Source organism: Nonomuraea maritima (genome assembly GCF_900100395.1).
Taxonomy (GTDB): domain Bacteria; phylum Actinomycetota; class Actinomycetes; order Streptosporangiales; family Streptosporangiaceae; genus Nonomuraea; species Nonomuraea maritima.
Window position 1 is genome coordinate 239,808 of sequence record NZ_FNFB01000003.1, and the last position, 17,004, is coordinate 256,811.

Annotated in this window: 16 protein-coding genes; 8 read left to right on the top strand and 8 right to left on the bottom strand. The window is 72.5% G+C overall.

What is annotated here, in order from left to right; translation table 11 throughout:
- Nucleotides 1–271: 271 nt before the first annotated feature.
- Entirely contained in the window at nt 272–1,495 is a 1,224-nt protein-coding gene (locus BLR04_RS07945; RefSeq protein WP_245740099.1) for a neutral zinc metallopeptidase, read from the bottom strand.
- Between the two features lie 406 nt (nt 1,496–1,901).
- Here BLR04_RS07945 and BLR04_RS07950 point away from each other — a divergent pair, with 406 nt between their 5' ends.
- Nucleotides 1,902–2,771, top strand: coding sequence for a LysR family transcriptional regulator (locus BLR04_RS07950; RefSeq protein ID WP_090761225.1), 870 nt, complete (start codon nt 1,902–1,904; stop codon nt 2,769–2,771).
- Between the two features lie 421 nt (nt 2,772–3,192).
- Here BLR04_RS07950 and BLR04_RS07955 read toward each other — a convergent pair whose 3' ends face one another.
- Nucleotides 3,193–4,539, bottom strand: a complete 1,347-nt coding sequence (locus BLR04_RS07955; RefSeq protein ID WP_090761228.1) for a sensor histidine kinase — start codon at nt 4,537–4,539, stop codon at nt 3,193–3,195.
- On the bottom strand, nt 4,532–5,206 hold the full coding sequence (locus BLR04_RS07960) for a response regulator transcription factor (RefSeq protein ID WP_090761229.1): 675 nt from the start codon (nt 5,204–5,206) through the stop codon (nt 4,532–4,534). Before BLR04_RS07960 ends, BLR04_RS07955 begins: the two co-directional genes overlap by 8 nt.
- A gap of 127 nt (nt 5,207–5,333) precedes the next feature.
- Here BLR04_RS07960 and BLR04_RS07965 point away from each other — a divergent pair, with 127 nt between their 5' ends.
- The 3 genes from BLR04_RS07965 to BLR04_RS07975 are packed head-to-tail and all read left to right on the top strand — an operon-like array spanning nt 5,334 to nt 8,615.
- Complete coding sequence (locus tag BLR04_RS07965) at nt 5,334–6,497, top strand: LolA family protein (protein WP_090761231.1); 1,164 nt, start codon at nt 5,334–5,336, stop codon at nt 6,495–6,497.
- 5 nt (nt 6,498–6,502) lie between these two features.
- The gene (locus tag BLR04_RS07970; protein ID WP_245740100.1) at nt 6,503–7,495 is read left to right on the top strand and encodes an ABC transporter ATP-binding protein; all 993 of its coding nucleotides are present in this window, start codon (nt 6,503–6,505) and stop codon (nt 7,493–7,495) included.
- Nucleotides 7,482–8,615: an ABC transporter permease gene (locus tag BLR04_RS07975; protein WP_245740101.1), complete on the top strand. Its 1,134-nt coding sequence runs from the start codon at nt 7,482–7,484 to the stop codon at nt 8,613–8,615. Before BLR04_RS07970 ends, BLR04_RS07975 begins: the two co-directional genes overlap by 14 nt.
- 43 nt (nt 8,616–8,658) lie before the next feature.
- On the opposite strand, the gene BLR04_RS07980 is transcribed toward BLR04_RS07975, so the two are convergent.
- Both BLR04_RS07980 and BLR04_RS07985 read right to left on the bottom strand, forming a co-directional pair.
- The gene (locus BLR04_RS07980; protein WP_090761236.1) at nt 8,659–9,405 is read right to left on the bottom strand and encodes a YcnI family copper-binding membrane protein; all 747 of its coding nucleotides are present in this window, start codon (nt 9,403–9,405) and stop codon (nt 8,659–8,661) included.
- Between the two features lie 47 nt (nt 9,406–9,452).
- Complete coding sequence (locus tag BLR04_RS07985; protein ID WP_090761238.1) at nt 9,453–9,995, bottom strand: MFS transporter; 543 nt, start codon at nt 9,993–9,995, stop codon at nt 9,453–9,455.
- Between the two features lie 138 nt (nt 9,996–10,133).
- Between BLR04_RS07985 and BLR04_RS07990 the strand changes: the two genes are divergently transcribed.
- A complete protein-coding gene (locus BLR04_RS07990) occupies nt 10,134–10,595 on the top strand; it encodes a hypothetical protein (RefSeq protein ID WP_245740102.1) in 462 nt (153 codons plus the stop codon).
- Here the strand turns inward: BLR04_RS07990 and BLR04_RS07995 are convergent.
- Genes BLR04_RS07995 through BLR04_RS08005 form a run of 3 tightly spaced genes read right to left on the bottom strand, consistent with a single transcriptional unit; the run spans nt 10,589 to nt 12,992 of the window.
- Entirely contained in the window at nt 10,589–11,359 is a 771-nt protein-coding gene (locus BLR04_RS07995; RefSeq protein ID WP_090761240.1) for an ABC transporter ATP-binding protein, read from the bottom strand. The genes BLR04_RS07990 and BLR04_RS07995 overlap by 7 nt on opposite strands.
- A gap of 6 nt (nt 11,360–11,365) precedes the next feature.
- Complete coding sequence (locus BLR04_RS08000) at nt 11,366–12,154, bottom strand: ABC transporter permease (protein WP_090761242.1); 789 nt, start codon at nt 12,152–12,154, stop codon at nt 11,366–11,368.
- A complete protein-coding gene (locus tag BLR04_RS08005; protein WP_090761243.1) occupies nt 12,147–12,992 on the bottom strand; it encodes an ABC transporter permease in 846 nt (281 codons plus the stop codon). The genes BLR04_RS08000 and BLR04_RS08005 overlap by 8 nt, the downstream gene beginning before the upstream one ends.
- Nucleotides 12,993–13,233: 241 nt before the next feature.
- On the opposite strand from BLR04_RS08005, the gene BLR04_RS08010 reads away from it, so the two are divergent.
- The 3 genes from BLR04_RS08010 (at nt 13,234) to BLR04_RS08020 (ending at nt 16,896) form a co-directional block, all read left to right on the top strand.
- The gene (locus BLR04_RS08010; RefSeq protein ID WP_245740103.1) at nt 13,234–14,193 is read left to right on the top strand and encodes an alpha/beta hydrolase; all 960 of its coding nucleotides are present in this window, start codon (nt 13,234–13,236) and stop codon (nt 14,191–14,193) included.
- Nucleotides 14,194–14,290: 97 nt separating this feature from the next.
- A complete protein-coding gene (locus BLR04_RS08015) occupies nt 14,291–15,127 on the top strand; it encodes a siderophore-interacting protein (RefSeq protein WP_245740104.1) in 837 nt (278 codons plus the stop codon).
- A gap of 197 nt (nt 15,128–15,324) precedes the next feature.
- A complete protein-coding gene (locus BLR04_RS08020) occupies nt 15,325–16,896 on the top strand; it encodes a serine/threonine-protein kinase (RefSeq protein ID WP_176902994.1) in 1,572 nt (523 codons plus the stop codon).
- Nucleotides 16,897–17,004 lie beyond the last annotated feature (108 nt).

Sequence of the window (17,004 nt, forward strand, 5' to 3'; positions counted from 1 at the left end):
AAGAGTCGGGCGCCTGGGCGCGCGGGCCCTGGGGGTCCGGCGAGGAGGCGGGGGAGCCGTCAGGAGCCGGACGGGGGCGTCGCGCGGGGCGTCGTTTCCTGCCTCCTGGCGCGGTACCTACCCCATCGCGATTGCTCACACCGGCTCCTTACACGCCTACCAGGCAAAACTGATGTCTGGCCCCCAACAGGCCCAAGATTGCCAGGATTCTAGCCCCCATACCTGGACAACAGAGACATGTGCTCAACCTGAGATGAACCGCACACCAAGGTCAGTTGGTCGTCGAGGACGGCGCCATCCAGGTATTGCACTGGTACGTCTTGTTCTTCTCCCACCCCTGCCGGAACCACAGGTTGTTGTTCGCCGGTGAGCCGTGGTCACGCGGATATCCCGGCTGGTCGCCGACCCGGCTGTAGAACCAGAACAGCTGGGAGCGGTTGGCCGAGCTCACCGGGTAGGACGTCGCCACCGATCGCATCCACATGCCGCCGAAGCAGGTTGCCTGGAGCTCCAGCCGTCGGCTGAGCGCAAGCTTGCCGCTCCGGCTCGACTCCAGCGAGGAGTCCCACCACGAGTCGAGCAGGCCCGTGAGGTTCTGGACATGGTGGCCGTACTCGTGGGCCATCATGCTGACGATGCCGCCGTTCCAGGTGATGAGCTGGCCGTACCCGCCGGAGCTGCCGTTGCCGCGCACCATCGCCGAGGTGGAGGCGTAGATCGTCCTGTTCTGCGGGCAGTAGTACGGCACGATGCTGCCCGAATGTGGGAAGTCGCCGCACGCGCCTCTGCCCCGCTTGGCGACGATCGCCCATCGGGGAGGGGTGAACGGGATGCCCTGCCGGGTGAGTGCGGTCCGCCAGTTCCGGTCCATGCACGAACCGGTCTTCAGGATCAGCGCCTTGAGCTGGGCGTGGTTGAAGATGCTGGCGTTGCCGGCCCGGCAGTTGACCCGGGGCAGCCCGCCGGCGAGGTACATCGTGTTGTTCTTCAGGCTCGTGTTGAGCGTCGGCGCCTGCGTGGCGGTGGAGTCATCCCCCGTGTCCGACTCCTGGGTCGTCGGCCGCTCCGGCTCGGGGGTGGGCTCGGCGGACTCCTCGCGCCGCGTCCGCGTGGGCGCGGGCTCGTCGGTGGGGGAGTCGGAGGACTCGTACGTGGGGATCGCGACCGGCGAAGTGTCCGTGCTCGACCCGCGGCCGAACAGCACCGCGCCGACGACGATCAGCACGAAGAGCGCCGCCAGCGAGCCGATCACCGCGCCGAGCACTCCGGCCACGCCCATGCCGCCCTTCCTGGGCGGTGGCGGCGGCAACGGGCGCGTCGGCATGAGCGGCGGCGGGGGCGGCTGCTGCCCGTACGGGGGCTGCTGTCCGTACGGCGGTTGCCCGTACGGCGGTTGCCCGTACGGCTGCTGTCCGTACGGCTGCTGTCCGTACGGCTGCGGCGGACCAGGGTGCGGCCCGTGCGGCGGTCCTTGGGGCGGGCCCTGCGGCGGCATGCCGTACGGCTGCGGTTGCGGTTGTGGTGGGGGAGGCGGGTACGGGTTGCCGCGCGGCGGCGCGGCCGGCGGGTACGCGTTCCCCGGGCCGCCCGCTCCCTGAGGCTGCTGCCCATGGCCGGGCGGCGGCCACGGTAACGACGGTGGCCGCTGCGGCGATCCTGACCCCTGTGGCGGGGGTGGGTATTGCCCGTTCCCTGTCACTGTGTAGCCCCGTTCACCGGCATGTCGTGCAATGACGGTTTTGCACGTCGACGCGCCGGACCCTTGGAAAATTTGGGGCAAAAGCATACTGATTTCTCACCCGTCACGGATGTAGCGGTACTCGGTCACAGTCCGAAATCATTCGAGGTGATCTCCGCTATCTCCCGGTCCCGGCGGCGGGTGGTGTCCTAGCTTCTTTGGCATGAATCTCCAGCAGCTCCGCTATGTGGTCGCGACAGCGGAGCACCGCACCATGACCGACGCGGCCAGGTCGCTTTACATCGCGCAGCCTGCGCTGTCACGCGCGATCCGCGATCTCGAACGAGAGCTCGGCCTGACGTTGTTCGCCCGTTCCGGCCGCGGCGTGGTCGTCACCACGCAGGGCCTTCGGGTGGTCAAGCTGGCCAGGGAGGCGCTCGACGCCGTCCACGAGATCGAAGGGCTCGCCGGACAGGGAGGCGCCACCGAGGCGGAACTCCGCATCGCCTCCACCCCGAGCCTCGAACCGGGGCTCGCCGGACGGCTCCTGCCGGCCTACAGCGCCGAGCACCCGGGCGTGCGCGTGCACATCGTGCGTTGCGACGGCAGAGACGCCGTCGTCAGCGCCATCAGGGATCAGCGGGCCGATCTCGGGCTCACCGATCTCCCCGTCCCGACCGATCTCATCACCCACCCGCTCGAACGCCAGGAGATCGTCCTGATCTCCCCGCCTGGGCTCGACCTGCCCAACCCGGTGCCGATGCGCAAGCTGAACGGCATGCGCCTGGCGTTGCCGGCCCGCGGCAGCCTGCGGCGCAGGGAGCTCGACGCGATGTTCGGCAGGTACGCCGTCGCGCCAGTGGTCGTGCTCGAGACCGACGAGCGCAACGGATGGCTCAAGGCCGTGCGCAACGGGCAGGCGTCACTGCTCTGGTACCGCGGGATGGCCGAGCAGGCCAGCCGCGCGGGACTCGTGGTGCGCTCGCTCGAACCCGCCGTCCGCCGGGTCATCGCCGTCGTGCACGCGCGCAAGCGCCTGCCCCTCATCGCCCAGGACTTCCTGACCACCGCCGAGAAGGGAACAGCCGCCTGACCAAACAGGAACGATCCACATCCCCCGACACCTGACCACCGCTGACCAGGGGACCGCCTCGACGGCGACCGCCTGGAACAGCCCGACGAGCACGACGACCGTCCCCTGCGGGACCCGCGCGACAGCGGCCCGGTGATCGAGGACGGTTTCACGGCCCGGCTGAAAGCCGTGCCCCGAGGGTCCCAGGCTGTCGGCCCGAGACCCCCAGCACCTCCCGGGAAGCCGCCGTCGTGCCCGCGCCAGGCACGCGGCAGGAGCTCACCGGTCCCGCCGCCCCCTCCGTCGCCGTCGACGGAACTTCCCCGCGACGGGCCCGCCCGCCCCACCGGCCTCGCCGTCGCCCGCTCGGGCCACCGGCGTCCCCAGTGCCGCACGCGTGCCGTACCAGGTCCGCACGCGTGCGGACGAGTGCCGTACGGGGTCAGCCCGCTACCGGGAGGCGCACCACGGCACGCAGGCCGGGGCCGGCGTCCTCCAGGGTCACCGTGCCGCCGTGCGCGCGCACGGTCTCCCTGACGATCGCCAGCCCCAGCCCCGTGCCGCCCTCGTCGCGGCTGCGCCCGGAGTCGAGCCGGGTGAAGCGGTTGAAGACGCGCTCCCGGTCGTCCTCCGGGATGCCGGGGCCGTCGTCGGCGACGGTCAGCAGGCCGTCGGCCGTCAACGCCACCTCCACCTTGGACGTGGTGTGGCGGACCGCGTTGTCCAGGAGGTTGGTCAGCACGCGCCCGAGGTCGAGCGCGTCACCGCGCACCACCACCGGCTCGCACGCGCTCAGCCGCACCCCGGCGTAGCGGTCGACCGTCCTGCGCACCACCTCGTCGAGGTCGACCGGTTCACGCCGGGCCGGCACGCCGCCGCGCTCGTCCAGCCGGGCCAGGGCGAGCAGGTCCTCGGCGAGCCGCGACAGCCGCAGCGTGTCCTCCAGCACGCCTTCCGCCGTCTCGCGCCAGTCCTGCCCGTCGGGGTGGCCGAGCGCCACCTCCAGCTGCAGCCGGATGCTGGCCAGCGGGCTGCGCAGCTCGTGCGCGGCATCGGAGACCAGCGCCCGCTGACGCTGCTCTGCCTCCTCCAGACGGGCCAGCATGTCGTTCAGCGTGGTGGCCAGCGAGTGCACCTCGTCGCGCGACTGCGGCACCGGCAACCGGCGCGACCTCGCCGTGTGCGTGATCTCCGCGGCGCCCCGGCGCAACAGGGTGATCGGGCGCAGCGTACGGCCGATCATGAGCCAGCTCGCCACGGCCAGCAGCACGATGAGCGCCGGCGTGCCGACCAGCAGCACCCGGCCGGCCGTCGCGAGACTCGTCTGGATCTCACCGATGGGCCTGGCCGCCACCACGGTCTGCCCGCGGTCGGCGCGCAGCACCACCGCGAGCAGGAACCCCGAGATCGCGTACGGCCGTCCGTCCAGCAGCGTGGCCTCGCCCGTCGCCAGCACCTTCTCGCGGGCCGCGGCGCTCAGCAGCGGCACCAGCCGGTCGGTGCCGTAGGTGACGTGCGTGATCCGCCCGCTCGCGTCGATGACCTGCACGATCGTGCCGTCGTGGGTGGTGATCGGGTTGGTCAGCGTGCCCGCGTCGGCAGCGACGCGCACGGCCTGCGCCTGCGCGCGGGTGGCGTCGCCCACGGTCTGCATCAGCGTCCGTTCGAGGACGCTGAGCAGCACCGACGCCGACAGGGCGAGCGCCAGCGCGAGCACCGCGGCGGCCGCGGCCGTCAGCCGGAAGCGCAGCCCCTGCCGCCGCCACCAGACCAGCGGCGACTCAGCCACCGTCGCCCGCCAGCCGGTAGCCCGCGCCGCGCACGGTCTGCAGGGCGTTCCTGCCGAAAGGGGCGTCGATCTTGCGCCGGAGGTAGCCGACGTACACCTCGACCACGTTGGGGTCGGTGTCGAAGGTGTCCCACACGTGCTCCAGGATCTCCGACTTCGACACCACCTCGTCGCGTCGCCGCATCAGGAACTCCAGCAGCGCGAACTCCCGTGGCGTGAGCTCCACCGGCTGCTGGGCGCGCTCGACCCGGCGGCGGGCCGGGTCGAGCGACAGGTCGCCGGCCACCAGCACGGACGGCCGCCGCCCCGCGTCGCGCCGCATCAGCGCCCGCAGCCGGGCCACCAGCACCACGTACGAGAACGGCTTGGTCAGGTAGTCGTCGGCCCCCAGGTCGAGCCCGTCGGCCATGTCGTACTCGCCGTCCTTGGCCGACAGCATGAGGATCGGCACCCAGTTCTCCTCGGCGCGCAGCTGCTTGCACACGTTGTAGCCGGACAGCCTCGGCAGCATGATGTCGAGCACCACGACGTCGTAGTCGCCGTGCCGGGCCGCGTGCAGCCCCTCCTCGCCGTCGTGGGCGAGGTCGACGGCGAACCCCTCGGCCTGCAGACCCCGCTGCAGCGCGGCCGCCATGCGCCGCTCGTCCTCGACGACAAGCACTCTCATGGGGCGATTCTCCTGTTCCTGCGCTGAGAAGGGGCTGAGAAGCCTGAGAGCGGTCTCAGGCGGTCTCAGGTCCGCCACAGCAAGGATGCCGCAGGCTCAGGGCATCGACATACCGTTGAGGAGTGAGATGCGTAGAGGCACGCTCGTGAGGTGGGGACTGCCGGTCGCGGTGGCTTCGGTGATCGGAGCCGCGATCGGCGCCGGTCCCGTGATCGCCGCGGTCAGCGGCGACCCCGTACTTCCTGAACGCTCGGCCGCGCAGCTGCTGGCCGACGCCACGGCCGCCACCCAGAAGGGCGGCATCGCCCCGATGTCAGGCACGGTGCAGCAGACGGCCTCGCTCGGCCTGCCGGCCCTGCCCCAGTTGTCGCAGGCGGGCGGGTCGTCGCCGCTCAGCCTGCTGTCCGGCTCGCACGAGGTGAAGGTCTGGTACGGCGCCGCCGACAAGCTGCGCGTGGCCATGCCGACCCAGATGAACGAGACCAACCTGATCGTCAACGGCGGTCAGGTCTGGTATTGGGAGAGCGACACCAACACCGCCACCAGGATGACCGTCAAGACCCCTGCCGGTCACAAGCGCCCGGTGCCGCCGCTGCCGGAGCAGGCCGCGCTGACGCCGCAGCAGCTCACCGAGCAGCTGCTCGCCCGCGCCGACGAGCACACCGCCGTCCGGGTGGTCAACACGGCCGAGGTGGCCGGCCGCCCGGCGTACCAGCTGGTGATCACGCCGAAGGACGAGGGCTCGCTGGTGCGGGAGGTGCGCATCGCCCTCGACGGCGAGACGTACGTCCCGCTCCAGGTCCAGGTGTACGCCAAGGGCTCGGCCGAGCCGGCGTTCCAGGTGGGGTTCACCCAGGTGACGTTCACGCCTCCCGCCGAGGAGAACTTCACCTTCACCCCGCCCGCGGGAGCCAAGGTCGAGGAGCGCACGATCGACCTCGCCGACCTGGTCGGCCGGCGGGTGGAGGAGCGCACCGAGCGGGCCAAGGACGTCGCAGAGCAGGCGAAGGTCGTCGGCGAGGGCTGGTCGGCGGTCGCCGTCGTGCCGTTCTCCTTGGACGACCTGAGCGCCGAGGCCCGTGGGAAGGACGCGTCCGGCGCGCGCGGCGACGCCGACCCGCAGGCGATGCTCGACGCCGTGCTGAAGTCCGCCACCCCGGTGAGCGGCGACTGGGGCTCGGGCAAGCTGATCCGCACCAAGCTGGTCACCGTCCTGCTGACCGACGACGGACGCATCCTCGCGGGCGCGGTCACGCCGGACGAGATCGTCAAGGCGGCGGGCGTCAAGTGACCGCCGTGACGCACGAAGCGGGGGCGCCCTTCGGGGCGGCCCCGCCCGGCGCGGGCGGCGAGGCGATCGTCACGCGCGGGCTGACCAAGCGCTTCCGCGGCGGCCAGGTCGCCGTGGACGCGCTCGACCTAGCCGTGCCGCGCGGCTCGGTGTTCGGCTTCCTCGGCCCGAACGGCTCAGGCAAGACCACCACGATCCGCATGCTGCTCGGCCTGGTGGCGCCGACCGCCGGCGAGTTCTCGGTGCTGGGGACGCGTCCGGCGGAGGCGCTGCCGCGGGTGGGGGCGCTGGTCGAGGGGCCGGCGTTCTACCCGTACCTGTCGGGGGAGGCGAACCTGCGGCGCTTCGACGCCGCCGACCCGACCGCGTCCCGGGGCACCGCCGCGCGGCGGATCGCCGAGGCGCTCGAACGGGTGGGGCTCACGGCCGCCGCGGGCAAGCGCTACCGCAACTACTCCCTCGGCATGCGCCAGCGCCTCGCCATCGCGGCCGCGCTGCTGGGGCCGCGCGAGCTGCTCATCCTCGACGAGCCCACCAACGGCCTCGACCCGCAGGGCACCCGCGAGGTGCGCACGCTGGTCAAGGAGATCGCCTCCGACGGCACCACGGTGTTCGTCTCCTCGCACCTGCTGGCCGAGGTCGAGCAGATGTGCACGCACGCGGCGATCATGCGTGCCGGCCGGCTCGTCGCGCATGGCACGATCGCGTCGCTGAACGCCGGGACGGCCGCCAGGGTCCGGGTGGAGACGCCCGACGCGCCCGGCGCCGCACAGGTGCTGCGCGGGCTCGGCCTGGCCGACGTCCGCGTCGAGGAGATCGACGGTGCCGACGCGCGGGCGCGTCTGGTCTCGGCCGAGCTGGGTGGACACGCGCCGGAGCGGCTCAACGCCGCGCTCGTGGAGCAGGGCGTGGCCGTACGGGGGCTGGCCGTGGCCCGGCCGAGCCTCGAGGACGTGTTCGTGCGACTGACAGGGGAGGGCTTCGATGTCGACGGCTGAGGACACCCCACCGACCGGGACGGCGACCGCGACGGCCCAGACCACGCCAGAAACGACCGCGCCAGAAACGACCGCGCCAGAAACGACCGCGCCAGAAACGACCGCGCCAGAAACGACCAAGCCCGGCATGACCGCGTCCAGGGGCGGTGGGACCGCGCCCGGTGGGGGAGCGACCGTGGTGGCGGCCGGGCCGCGGCGGGCGCCTGGTCTGGTGTCCGTCGCGGAGACCAGGAGCACCGCCGAACGCCGTCCCGTCGAGCCCGCGCCGGCGGCGGGCCGCCCTCCGGCGGCGCCGCAGCGCAGGGCCGGCGCGTTCTGGCGGCTGCTCGGCTCGGAGCTGGCGCTGACCTTCCGCCGCCCGCGCAACCTGCTCATGCTGGCCGTGCTCGCCGTCGTGCCGGTCGTCGTCGGCATCGGGCTGCGCCTGGTCGGCGCGCCCGACGACGACCTGAGCGGGATGATCGCCGCGGTGGCGGGCAACAGCCTCATGCTGACGTTCGCGGCGTTCTCGTTCCTGGTACTCCTGCTCATGCCGGTGACGGTGAGCGTGGTCGCGGGCGACGCGCTCGCGGGCGAGGCCGGCGGCGGGACGCTGCGCTACCTGCTCGCCGCGCCCGCCGGGCGGACGCGGCTGCTGGCCGTGAAGTACCTCAACGCGGCCGTGTACGCCTACGCCGCCACGGCGGTCGTGGCGCTGTCGGCGCTGGTGACCGGGCTTGTGCTGTTCCCCGCCGGGCCCGTGACGCTGCTGTCGGGCACCACGATCACCATGGCGGAAGGGCTGCTGCGGATCGCGCTGGCCGTCGGCTACGTCGGCGCCGCGATGTCCGCCCTCGCGGCGGTCGCGCTCGCGATGTCGGCGTTCACCGAGGTGTCCATCGGGGCCATCGCCGCCACCGTGGTGCTGGTCGTGCTCTGCCAGGTGCTGCGGGCCGTCCCCGCGCTGGACGCGGTGGCGCCCTACCTGCTGCCGACCTGGTTCATGAAGTTCGACGCGGTGCTGCGCAGCCCGGTCGACTGGGCCGCGCTGGGCGAGGGCCTGCGGGCGTTCGGGGCGTACGTCGTGCTGTTCGGCTCGATCGCCTGGGCCCGCTTCTCGGGCAAGGACATCACGTCCTGACCGCGCGTGCCGGGGCCACCCGCTCCCCGGCACGCGGGCGATGTCAGGCGGTGGGACGGCGGCGCAGGCCGACGACGCCGACCACGACGCCGATCACGCCCACCACGAGCCCGGCCCCGCCGAGCAGGCGGGCCGTGCTGTCGGCCTGCGACGTCTCGGCCGCCGCGGCCGGCGCCGCAGAGGCCGCCGCAGAGGCCGCCGCAGTGGGCGTCCCCGCGGCCGGGGCCGCGCTCGCCGGGGCGCCGTGGCCGCCGCCCGCCGCCGCGGGCACCAGCTTCAGCAGCGGCGCCGGGTGCTCGGCCTCGCTGCCGTCGGCCTTCGGCGCGTCCGACCAGTCGACGACCTCGCCCCCGGAGTACGTCTGCTTCGTCGGGAAGAAGAGCTGGTCGACGTCCGTGGGCAGCTTGCCCAGCGACACCTCGAACTCCTGGAACTCGCCCGGCTTGATCTCGCCGCCCGACCAGACGATCTTGGTGACGGCCTCGTCGAGATCGCCGTACTCGGTCTTGACGGGCGCGGGCAGCTTGCCCTCGGTGACCTGGACCTTCCAGCCGGGCACGGGCTTGACGGAGACGAAGGCGAGCGGGTGGTCGGTGGGCAGCGAGACCTCGACCTTGGTGGTCGAGGCGTCGTCACGCTCGTTCGGCACCCGGAAGGCGACCTTGCTGAACGAGCCCTGCTCGGCGCTGCCGGGCTGGATGCTGACGTGGGCGAGCGCGGGCAGCGCGAGGCCCGCGGTGAGTGCGGTGGTGGCGGCGAGCACGGTCGCCGCACGGCGGATGAAGGACATGCGAGATCTCCACTTGGTCTCAGGGATGGAACAGGGGTGTCAGACGGTCAGGCGGGAAGTGGAGGACCACGCCTGGCCAGTTGATGCCGGAACTCCGGCTGTGGAGGAACCACCCGGGTGCGGACGACCGGCGGGCAGGGACGCACGGCCGCCACGGTCGCCGGCGCCGGCAGGAGCACGGGGAGGCGCCTGCCGAGGCGGCGCAGCACCGCCCAGAGCGCGGCCTCGCCCCGCGACAGCCACAGACCGGTGATCACGGTGGCCGTCAGGTGGGTGAGCAGCATGCCGGTGCCGACCGCCAGGCCGCCGTGCGCGTGCCCGTGCACCGAGACGTAGCCGGCGCCCTCTCCTGCGAACAGTTCGTGCAGCCCGATCTGCACCCCGATCAGCGTGACGTTGATCGTGCCCGCCGAACGCTCGCGGCCGCACAGCCCGAGGCCCAGCGCGGCCACCACGGCGAGCCCGAGCCCGGCGGTGCCCGGATCGGGAGCCTCGCCCCCGCCGAGCAGGTGGGCGAACGCGGCCAGCATCACACAGACGGCGGCGAAGGCGGCCGTCCGCGCGAGCCGGAGAGGTAGGTGCGCACGCATGGGTCCGCCCCATGTTCTCACGGTGCCGGAACTCTTGAGACGTTGTGCGCCAAGCTGGACAATGGCTGCGCCGTAAGCGGCATTTGTCGCTATGGTCGTCCCCACCACGTTGACATTGAGGTGAGAACGTTGCGGCACTTGGGTGGATTACTTGTCGGCATCGTGGTGACCGCGGCGCTGCTCGGAGGTGGTGGCTGGGCCGTCCAGCAGGCCCTCGTCAATGCCGCGCAGAGCTCGCCCGACCCGCAGGTCGTCTGGATCAGCCTCGGCTCGATGGCCGCCGTCGGTCTGGTCCTCGGCCTGGTGGTGGCGGGCCGCATCTCGCCGATGGCGACGTTCGTGCCGTCGATGGTGCTGCTGGCCTGGACGGTGGTCTACGCCCTCGACGTGAACCGGGCGATGTCCTTCATCCCCGCGGAGCCGTCGTACCACCGGGCGCTCCTGGACGCCGGCAACGGCAGTCGCACGTTGCTCATCACGGGCGTGTACGCCCTGCTCGGCGTGGCCCTGTTCATCCCCGTGCTGATGCCCTCGCGCTGGTCACGCCGCGAGGAGCTGGACGACGACTACGAGAGCACGCAGGAGAGCGGCTACTACTGACGCGCCACGTCGCCCGGAGGGCGGGCGCCGCCGGTGTAGAGGCGGGTCACGACGTCCTCGATCGACGACTGGCCAGGCGCGGTGGCCATCAGCTGTTCCAGGCTGCCGTCGAAGGCCAGCCGCCCGTGGTCGATGAGCACGACCCGGCGGCACAGTCGCTCGACGTCGACCAGGTCATGCGTGGTCAGCAGCACGGTCGTGCCGCGCTCGGTGTTGACCCGCCGCAGGAAGTCGCGGATGCCGGCCTTGCTCACCACGTCGAGCCCGATCGTGGGCTCGTCCAGCACCAGGACGTCGGGGGCGTGCAGCAGCGCCGCCGCGAGGTCGCCCCGCATGCGCTGGCCCAGGCTGAGCTGGCGCACGGGCGTGCGGAGGAACGCGCCGAGATCGAGCGTCTCGGTCAGCTCATCGAGGCGAGACCGGAACAACCCCCGATCTACTTTGTAAAGGTGCCGGCACAGTTCGAAGCTGTCCAGCAGCGGCAGGTCCCACCACAGCGTCGTCCGCTGCCCGAACACCACCCCGATGCGCCGCGCCACGGTGGTGCGCCGGCGCGCCGGGTCGAGGCCGGCCATCCTGACCGTTCCCGAGGTGGGGGTGAGGATGCCGCAGAGCATCTTGATCGTGGTGGACTTGCCCGCGCCGTTGGGGCCGAGGCAGCCGACGAACTCGCCGGCGGCCACGGAGAACGAGAGGTCGCGTACGGCATGGACGACGTTCCGCCTGACCTTGAACGTGCGTCCCGCGCGGTCGAGCCGGATCATGGCAGGTCAACTCCCCGTGGATCGGTAGTGGCGGACGCCCTGCCGCCAGGCCGCCATGGCCGCCAGGGCGAGGACGAGCGCGGCGACGGGACCGAGGAAACGCAGGGCTTCCGGCGTGCCGAACGGGTCGTCGCGGCCGAGCACGTACAGGCCGGGCTGCCAGTTGACGAAGGCGAGCGGGAGCACGTACGTGACGCCCAGGACCAGCTCGCGGGAGTAGACGGCGAGCGGGTACTGGGTGAGCTGCTGGCCGCCGTAGGTGAAGGTGTTGACCACCTCGGGCGCGTCGGTGAGCAGGAACTGCAGCGCCCCGGCGAGGGTCCAGAGCGAGCCGAAGATCACCATTCCGGTGGCCACCATGACGGCGATCATCCAGCCGCGGTCCCAGCCGACGCCGAGCGCGGTCACGGCGTGGCCGAGCACGAGGACGGCCTGCACGATGCGGCCGATCCGCGTGGGGTTGAACCGGTCGGCGGCCAGCTGCACCCACGCGCCGATCGGCCTGATGAGGAACGTGTCGAAGGTGCCGGCCTTGATGTGCGCGCTGACCCGGTCAAGGTTGCCGACGAGCATGTCGCACAGGGTGAAGGACAGGCTCGCCGCGCCGTACAGCAGGAGGACCTCGTCGCGGGTGAACCCGGCGAGCGCCGTGGTGTTGGCGAAGACGACGAGGATCACGGCGACGTCGACGGCGGCCACGACGAAGCCGAGCAGCACCATCAGCGCGAACGAGCCCCGGTAGGCGGCCGCGGCGCGAGTCCAGGTCCAGGCCAGCAGCGCGTACGTCCTAACCACCCTGGATCACCACCTTGTGGCGGACCGCCCGGGTGGCGAGCGCGCCGAACCCCATCAGGGCGGCGGCCCAGAACGCCTGAAGGGCGAGCGTCTCCGGCACGGACGCCTTGCCGAGATAGAGGTCGGTGGGCAGCTGCACCATCGCCGCCCACGGCAGCGACGTCGCCAGGTCGCCGAGCCGGCCGGGGAAGAGGTGCAGGGGCACCATCATGCCGCTGAAGAACGTGGTCAGCACCAGCGACAGGACGGCGACGCCGCGGTCGTCCTGCAGCCAGCAGACCGACAGCGCGATCAGGTAGCGCCAGGCGAAGCTGACGACCAGCGCGAGCGCGAACCCGGCCGCGAACGCCGCCCATCGGCCGGCGTCGGCGGGCACGACGATGCCGAAGAGGGCGGCGCCGAGCAGCATCGGCGGGAGGCTGCGGACCGCGAACAGGTAGGCGGCCCTGCCGACGTCCTCGGCGAGCGTCCAGAGCTGCAAAGGCGCGGGACGGACGAGGTCGAGCGCGATGTCGCCGCTGCGGATGCGTTCGGGCAGCGTCAGGCCGCCACCGAAGAGCTGCATCGGGCCGATGAGCGCCTGCGTGACGAAGCAGAAGGTGACGGCGTCGGCCACGTCGTAGCCGGCCAGCCCTGGGCGGGCCTGCCAGAGCGCGATGAGGACGTACGCGCGCAGCACGCCGAACACGCTGTTGGTGAACGCGCCGGCGAGTGCGGCCCCGGCATAGGCGGCGTGTTTGCGAAACCCGTACCGGACGAGGCGGGCGTAGAGGGACGGCGTCGCGCACCTCCTGTGGCGAAGTGGTGGCGGAACGTGACGGGTTCGGGCACGGTTCACCGAGTGGAAACACCGGATTATCGGCCGCCGCGGGCCGCTCCCGCAACGGAATAGTGCGGGACGGCGCTCCCTGGGCAGGTGACGAGGACGGCTCCGGGGGAAGCGGAAGGGGGTCCGCTCAGGCAGGCGTGTCACACCGCAGAAACAGCCGCGTAAGGGACGAGATACTTACTGGTCGGTAGGACGATGTTGAAGGGGGAACAACAATCCTTGGAGGGTCGATATGGGGATCGACAAGGATATGGTTCCGGACTACCCCATGAGCTGGCAGGCCCGAGCGCTGATCGGGCTCATGTGGGGCACCTTGAAGCCGGCGTCCACCCTGCTGATGCGCCATCCGCTCGCGCTGGCCGGGGCGGCCCGGCTCGGTGACCTCGCGCGACTGGTCCAGGTCCCCGCTCCCGCGGGCGTCTCACTCAAGCAGGAGGTCTTCACCGCGTGCGGCGGCGAGTGGGTCCGCGGCGGTGACGTGCTCGACGAGCGCAAGGTGGTGCTGTACTTCCACGGCGGCGGCTACTTCTCCTGCTCGCCGTGCACGCACCGGTCCATCACGTGGCGGCTGTCGGCCGTCGCCGGGCGGCCGGTGCTGGCGCTGGACTACCGGCAGGGGCCGGTGCACAAACTGGCCGACTCGCTGACCGACGCGCTGGACGCGTACGAGTGCCTGCTGAGCCGGGGGCACGCGGCAGAGGACATCATCGTGGCGGGTGACTCCGCGGGCGGCCACCTCACCCTGGCGACCCTGCTGGCGTTGCGCGACCGCGAGATGCCGCTCCCTTCGGCGGCGATCTGCATGTCGCCGTGGGCCGACCTGACCGACAGCCCGCGGCGGGAGAACCGGTGGCAGGACCCGATGCTGCCCGCGAGCCGGGTGCGCTGGCTGGCGCGGCGCTGGACGTCGGGGCTCGACCCGCGCGACCCGCTCGTCTCGCCGGTGCACGGCGACTTCACGGGACTGCCGCCGTTGATGATCGTGACGGGCTCGACCGAGGTGCTGCGCGACGAGGCGAGGCGCGTGGCGCAGCGGGCGCGCGAGGCGCGGGTGCCGGTCTGGTACGAGGAGTGGCCGCGGATGCCGCACGTCTTCCCGATCCTGGCGGACGTGGTGCCGGAGGCGCGGATGGCGTTCCGCCACATGTCGCAGTTCCTGGGAGCGGTGGCGGAACGCGAGGGGTCGGTGGGGGGCACGGCGGCCGCGTGACCCGTGCCCCGCTTTGTCGGGATTCTCTTACGTCCGGGCCGGCGAGCAGTGTAAGTTAGGTATGCCTAAGTACCGTTCGTCAGGGGGATGGATCATCGTGGCCGGAAAGCCCAGGAAGCACCATCGGGGCGTCGTGCAGCGTACCGAGCGCATCTCGCGCACCATGGTGCGGGTCGTGCTCGGCGGCGACGGGCTCGCGGAGTTCGCCACCTCAGGGCTGACCGACCACTACGTCAAGCTGGTCTTCCCGTACGAGGGCGTCGAGTACCCCGAGCCGCTCAACGTGCAGACCTGCCACGAGACCATGCCGCGCGAGCTGTGGCCGCGGCTGCGCACCTACACCGTGCGCGCCTGGGACCCCGAGGTGCGCGAGCTGACGCTCGACTTCGTGGTGCACGGCGACGAGGGGCTGGCGGGCCCGTGGGCCGAGCGCGCCGTTCCGGGTGACGAGGTGGTGATGATGGGCCCCGGCGGCGGGTACGCGCCCGCGCCCGACGCCGACTGGCATCTCATGGTGGGCGACCTCAGCGCGCTCCCCGCCATCGCCGCGTCGCTGGAGGCGCTGCCGGCGGGCGCGCCCGCGCACGTGTTCGTCGAGGTGGACGGCCCCGAGGACGAGCAGGAGACGAAGACCGCCGGTGACGCCAGGATCTCGTGGATCCACCGGGGCGGGCGTCCCGTGGGCGAGCGGCTCGTGCGGGCGGTGCGCGACCTGGAGTTCCCCGGGGGACGGGTGCACGCGTTCGTGCACGGCGAGGCCGGGTTCGTCAAGGAGCTGCGCCGCCACCTGCGGGTCGACCGGGGCGTGGGGCTCGACCAGCTGTCCATCTCGGGTTACTGGCGGAGGGGCGTCGACGACGAGGCGTGGCGGGCGGTCAAGCGCGACTGGAACCGTCGGGTGGAGGAAGAGGAGGCTGCCGCGATCGCCTCCTGATCGCCACGTTTCACCACTTCAGACCGCCTGATCCCACTATTTACTGACTTAAGGGGTACGACAGTCTTACCTCCAATACCCCTTCCGTAAGACATGCGAAAAGCCTCCGCGGATGCGGCCACAGTGTGCATGGCCGGAGACCGCAGACTCGAGAGGCGAACCGGATGGCGCGTGGTGCGAGCGGCATGCCTCCAGGCGTGCGACCGCTTACGGTGGGGGACCCGGTCGTCATCGGCCGCTATCTGCTCCTCGGCCGCCTCGGCACGGGCGGGATGGGAGTCGTCTACCTGGCCGAACACCCTCAGGGCGGCCTGGTGGCGCTCAAGACGCCGCACGCGGTGCATCTCCACGATGCCACGTTGCGCGCCCGTTTCGCTGAGGAAGTGGCGTTCTCGCGGAGATTGGTGCCGTTCTGTACCGCCGCAGTGATCGAGGACGGCAGCGACCGGGGCCGTCCGTACCTGGTCACCGAGTACATCCCCGGCCCGGCGCTCTCCCAGGTCGTCCTCGCGGGCGGCCCTCTCACGCCCGACCTGGCCTACGGCGTCGCGCTGGGCGTGGCCGCCGCGCTGGTGGCGGTGCACGAGGCGGGCCTGGTGCACCGTGACCTCAAGCCAGGCAACGTGCTGCTGTCGCCGGACGGGCCGCGCGTGATCGACTTCGGTATCGCCCGCGACCTGGACACCGCCGGCGCGCACACCCAGGCGGGACAGGTCATGGGCAGCCCCGGCTGGGTCGCTCCCGAGCGGCTGACCGGCGGGGCGGCGCTGCCGTCCTCCGACGTCTTCGCGTGGGGCTGCGTGGTGGCCTTCGCGGCCACCGGGCACCATCCGTTCGGCGGCGGCGAGCCCGACGTGCTGACCCGGCGCATCCTGTTCGAGCCGCCCCGCCTCGACGGCGTGCCGGCCGTGCTGCGTCCCGCCGTCCAGGCGGCGCTCGCCAAGGAGCCCGCCGACCGGCCGCGAGCCGCCGAGCTGCTGCGGGCGCTGCTCGCCGCGGGCGGCGTCGCCGAGCCGTGGGACCTGCGCAGGGCGGTGGACGACGTGCTGGCGGCTGCCTGGACGCCGGTCCCTCACCCGCCCGGCTCTGAGCCCGATGTGGAGCGTTCCGAAGGGCGGCGGCGCCGGGCCAGGGCGGGGGCCCAGCTGTCGCACGCGAGCTTCGCGGCCCTCGCCACGGTCTCGATGGCGGCCATCACGGTCGTCGCGGCCTCGGGCGGCGACGGGCTCGGCATGGGCGGCGCGCTGTTCCCTGACGGCGCTCCGGCGCGCACGTACGGCACGGCCACCGTGGACCCCGCGCGGCAGCGGCCGGACCCCGAGGCGGACGGGGGCGCGTACGAGAGCACGGAAGGGGGCGCGTACGAGGGTACGGACCCGACGGCGGCGTCCACGGTGCGTCCCGTCTCCGCGACCCCGCAGGCGCGGCCGACGGCACGCGCGGCGAGGACGGCCGCGGTCCCCGACCGGACGTCCGTTCTGCCCGGCGTGGTCGTCACCCGGCCGTTGGAGCCGCCCTTCGCGGCGAGCACGCCGCCGCGGCGCGGCCGTCCCGTACCGCCGCCGCGCACCTCGGGGCCCCGGCCGGGCCCGGGGGACGGCTGCGTGACCCCGGCGGGCCGCGGGCGCGGCGGCTCGGCCGGCCGGCCCGACTGCCCGCGCCCGTCCGTCCCGATCACCACGATCCCCCAGGACGGCCCCGGCGAGTCCCTGCCCCCCACCCCGACCCCGACGGACCCGACGCCTCCCACACCCACCCCGACCCCGTGAGAGCCCACGGCACGAGGGGGCCGCGCCGGTGCTGGGGGGACCGGCGCGGCCCTCGCCGGGAGACCCTCGCATGCCCAGGGAGGTGTGTCCGGCGAGCCTCGGTGTCCG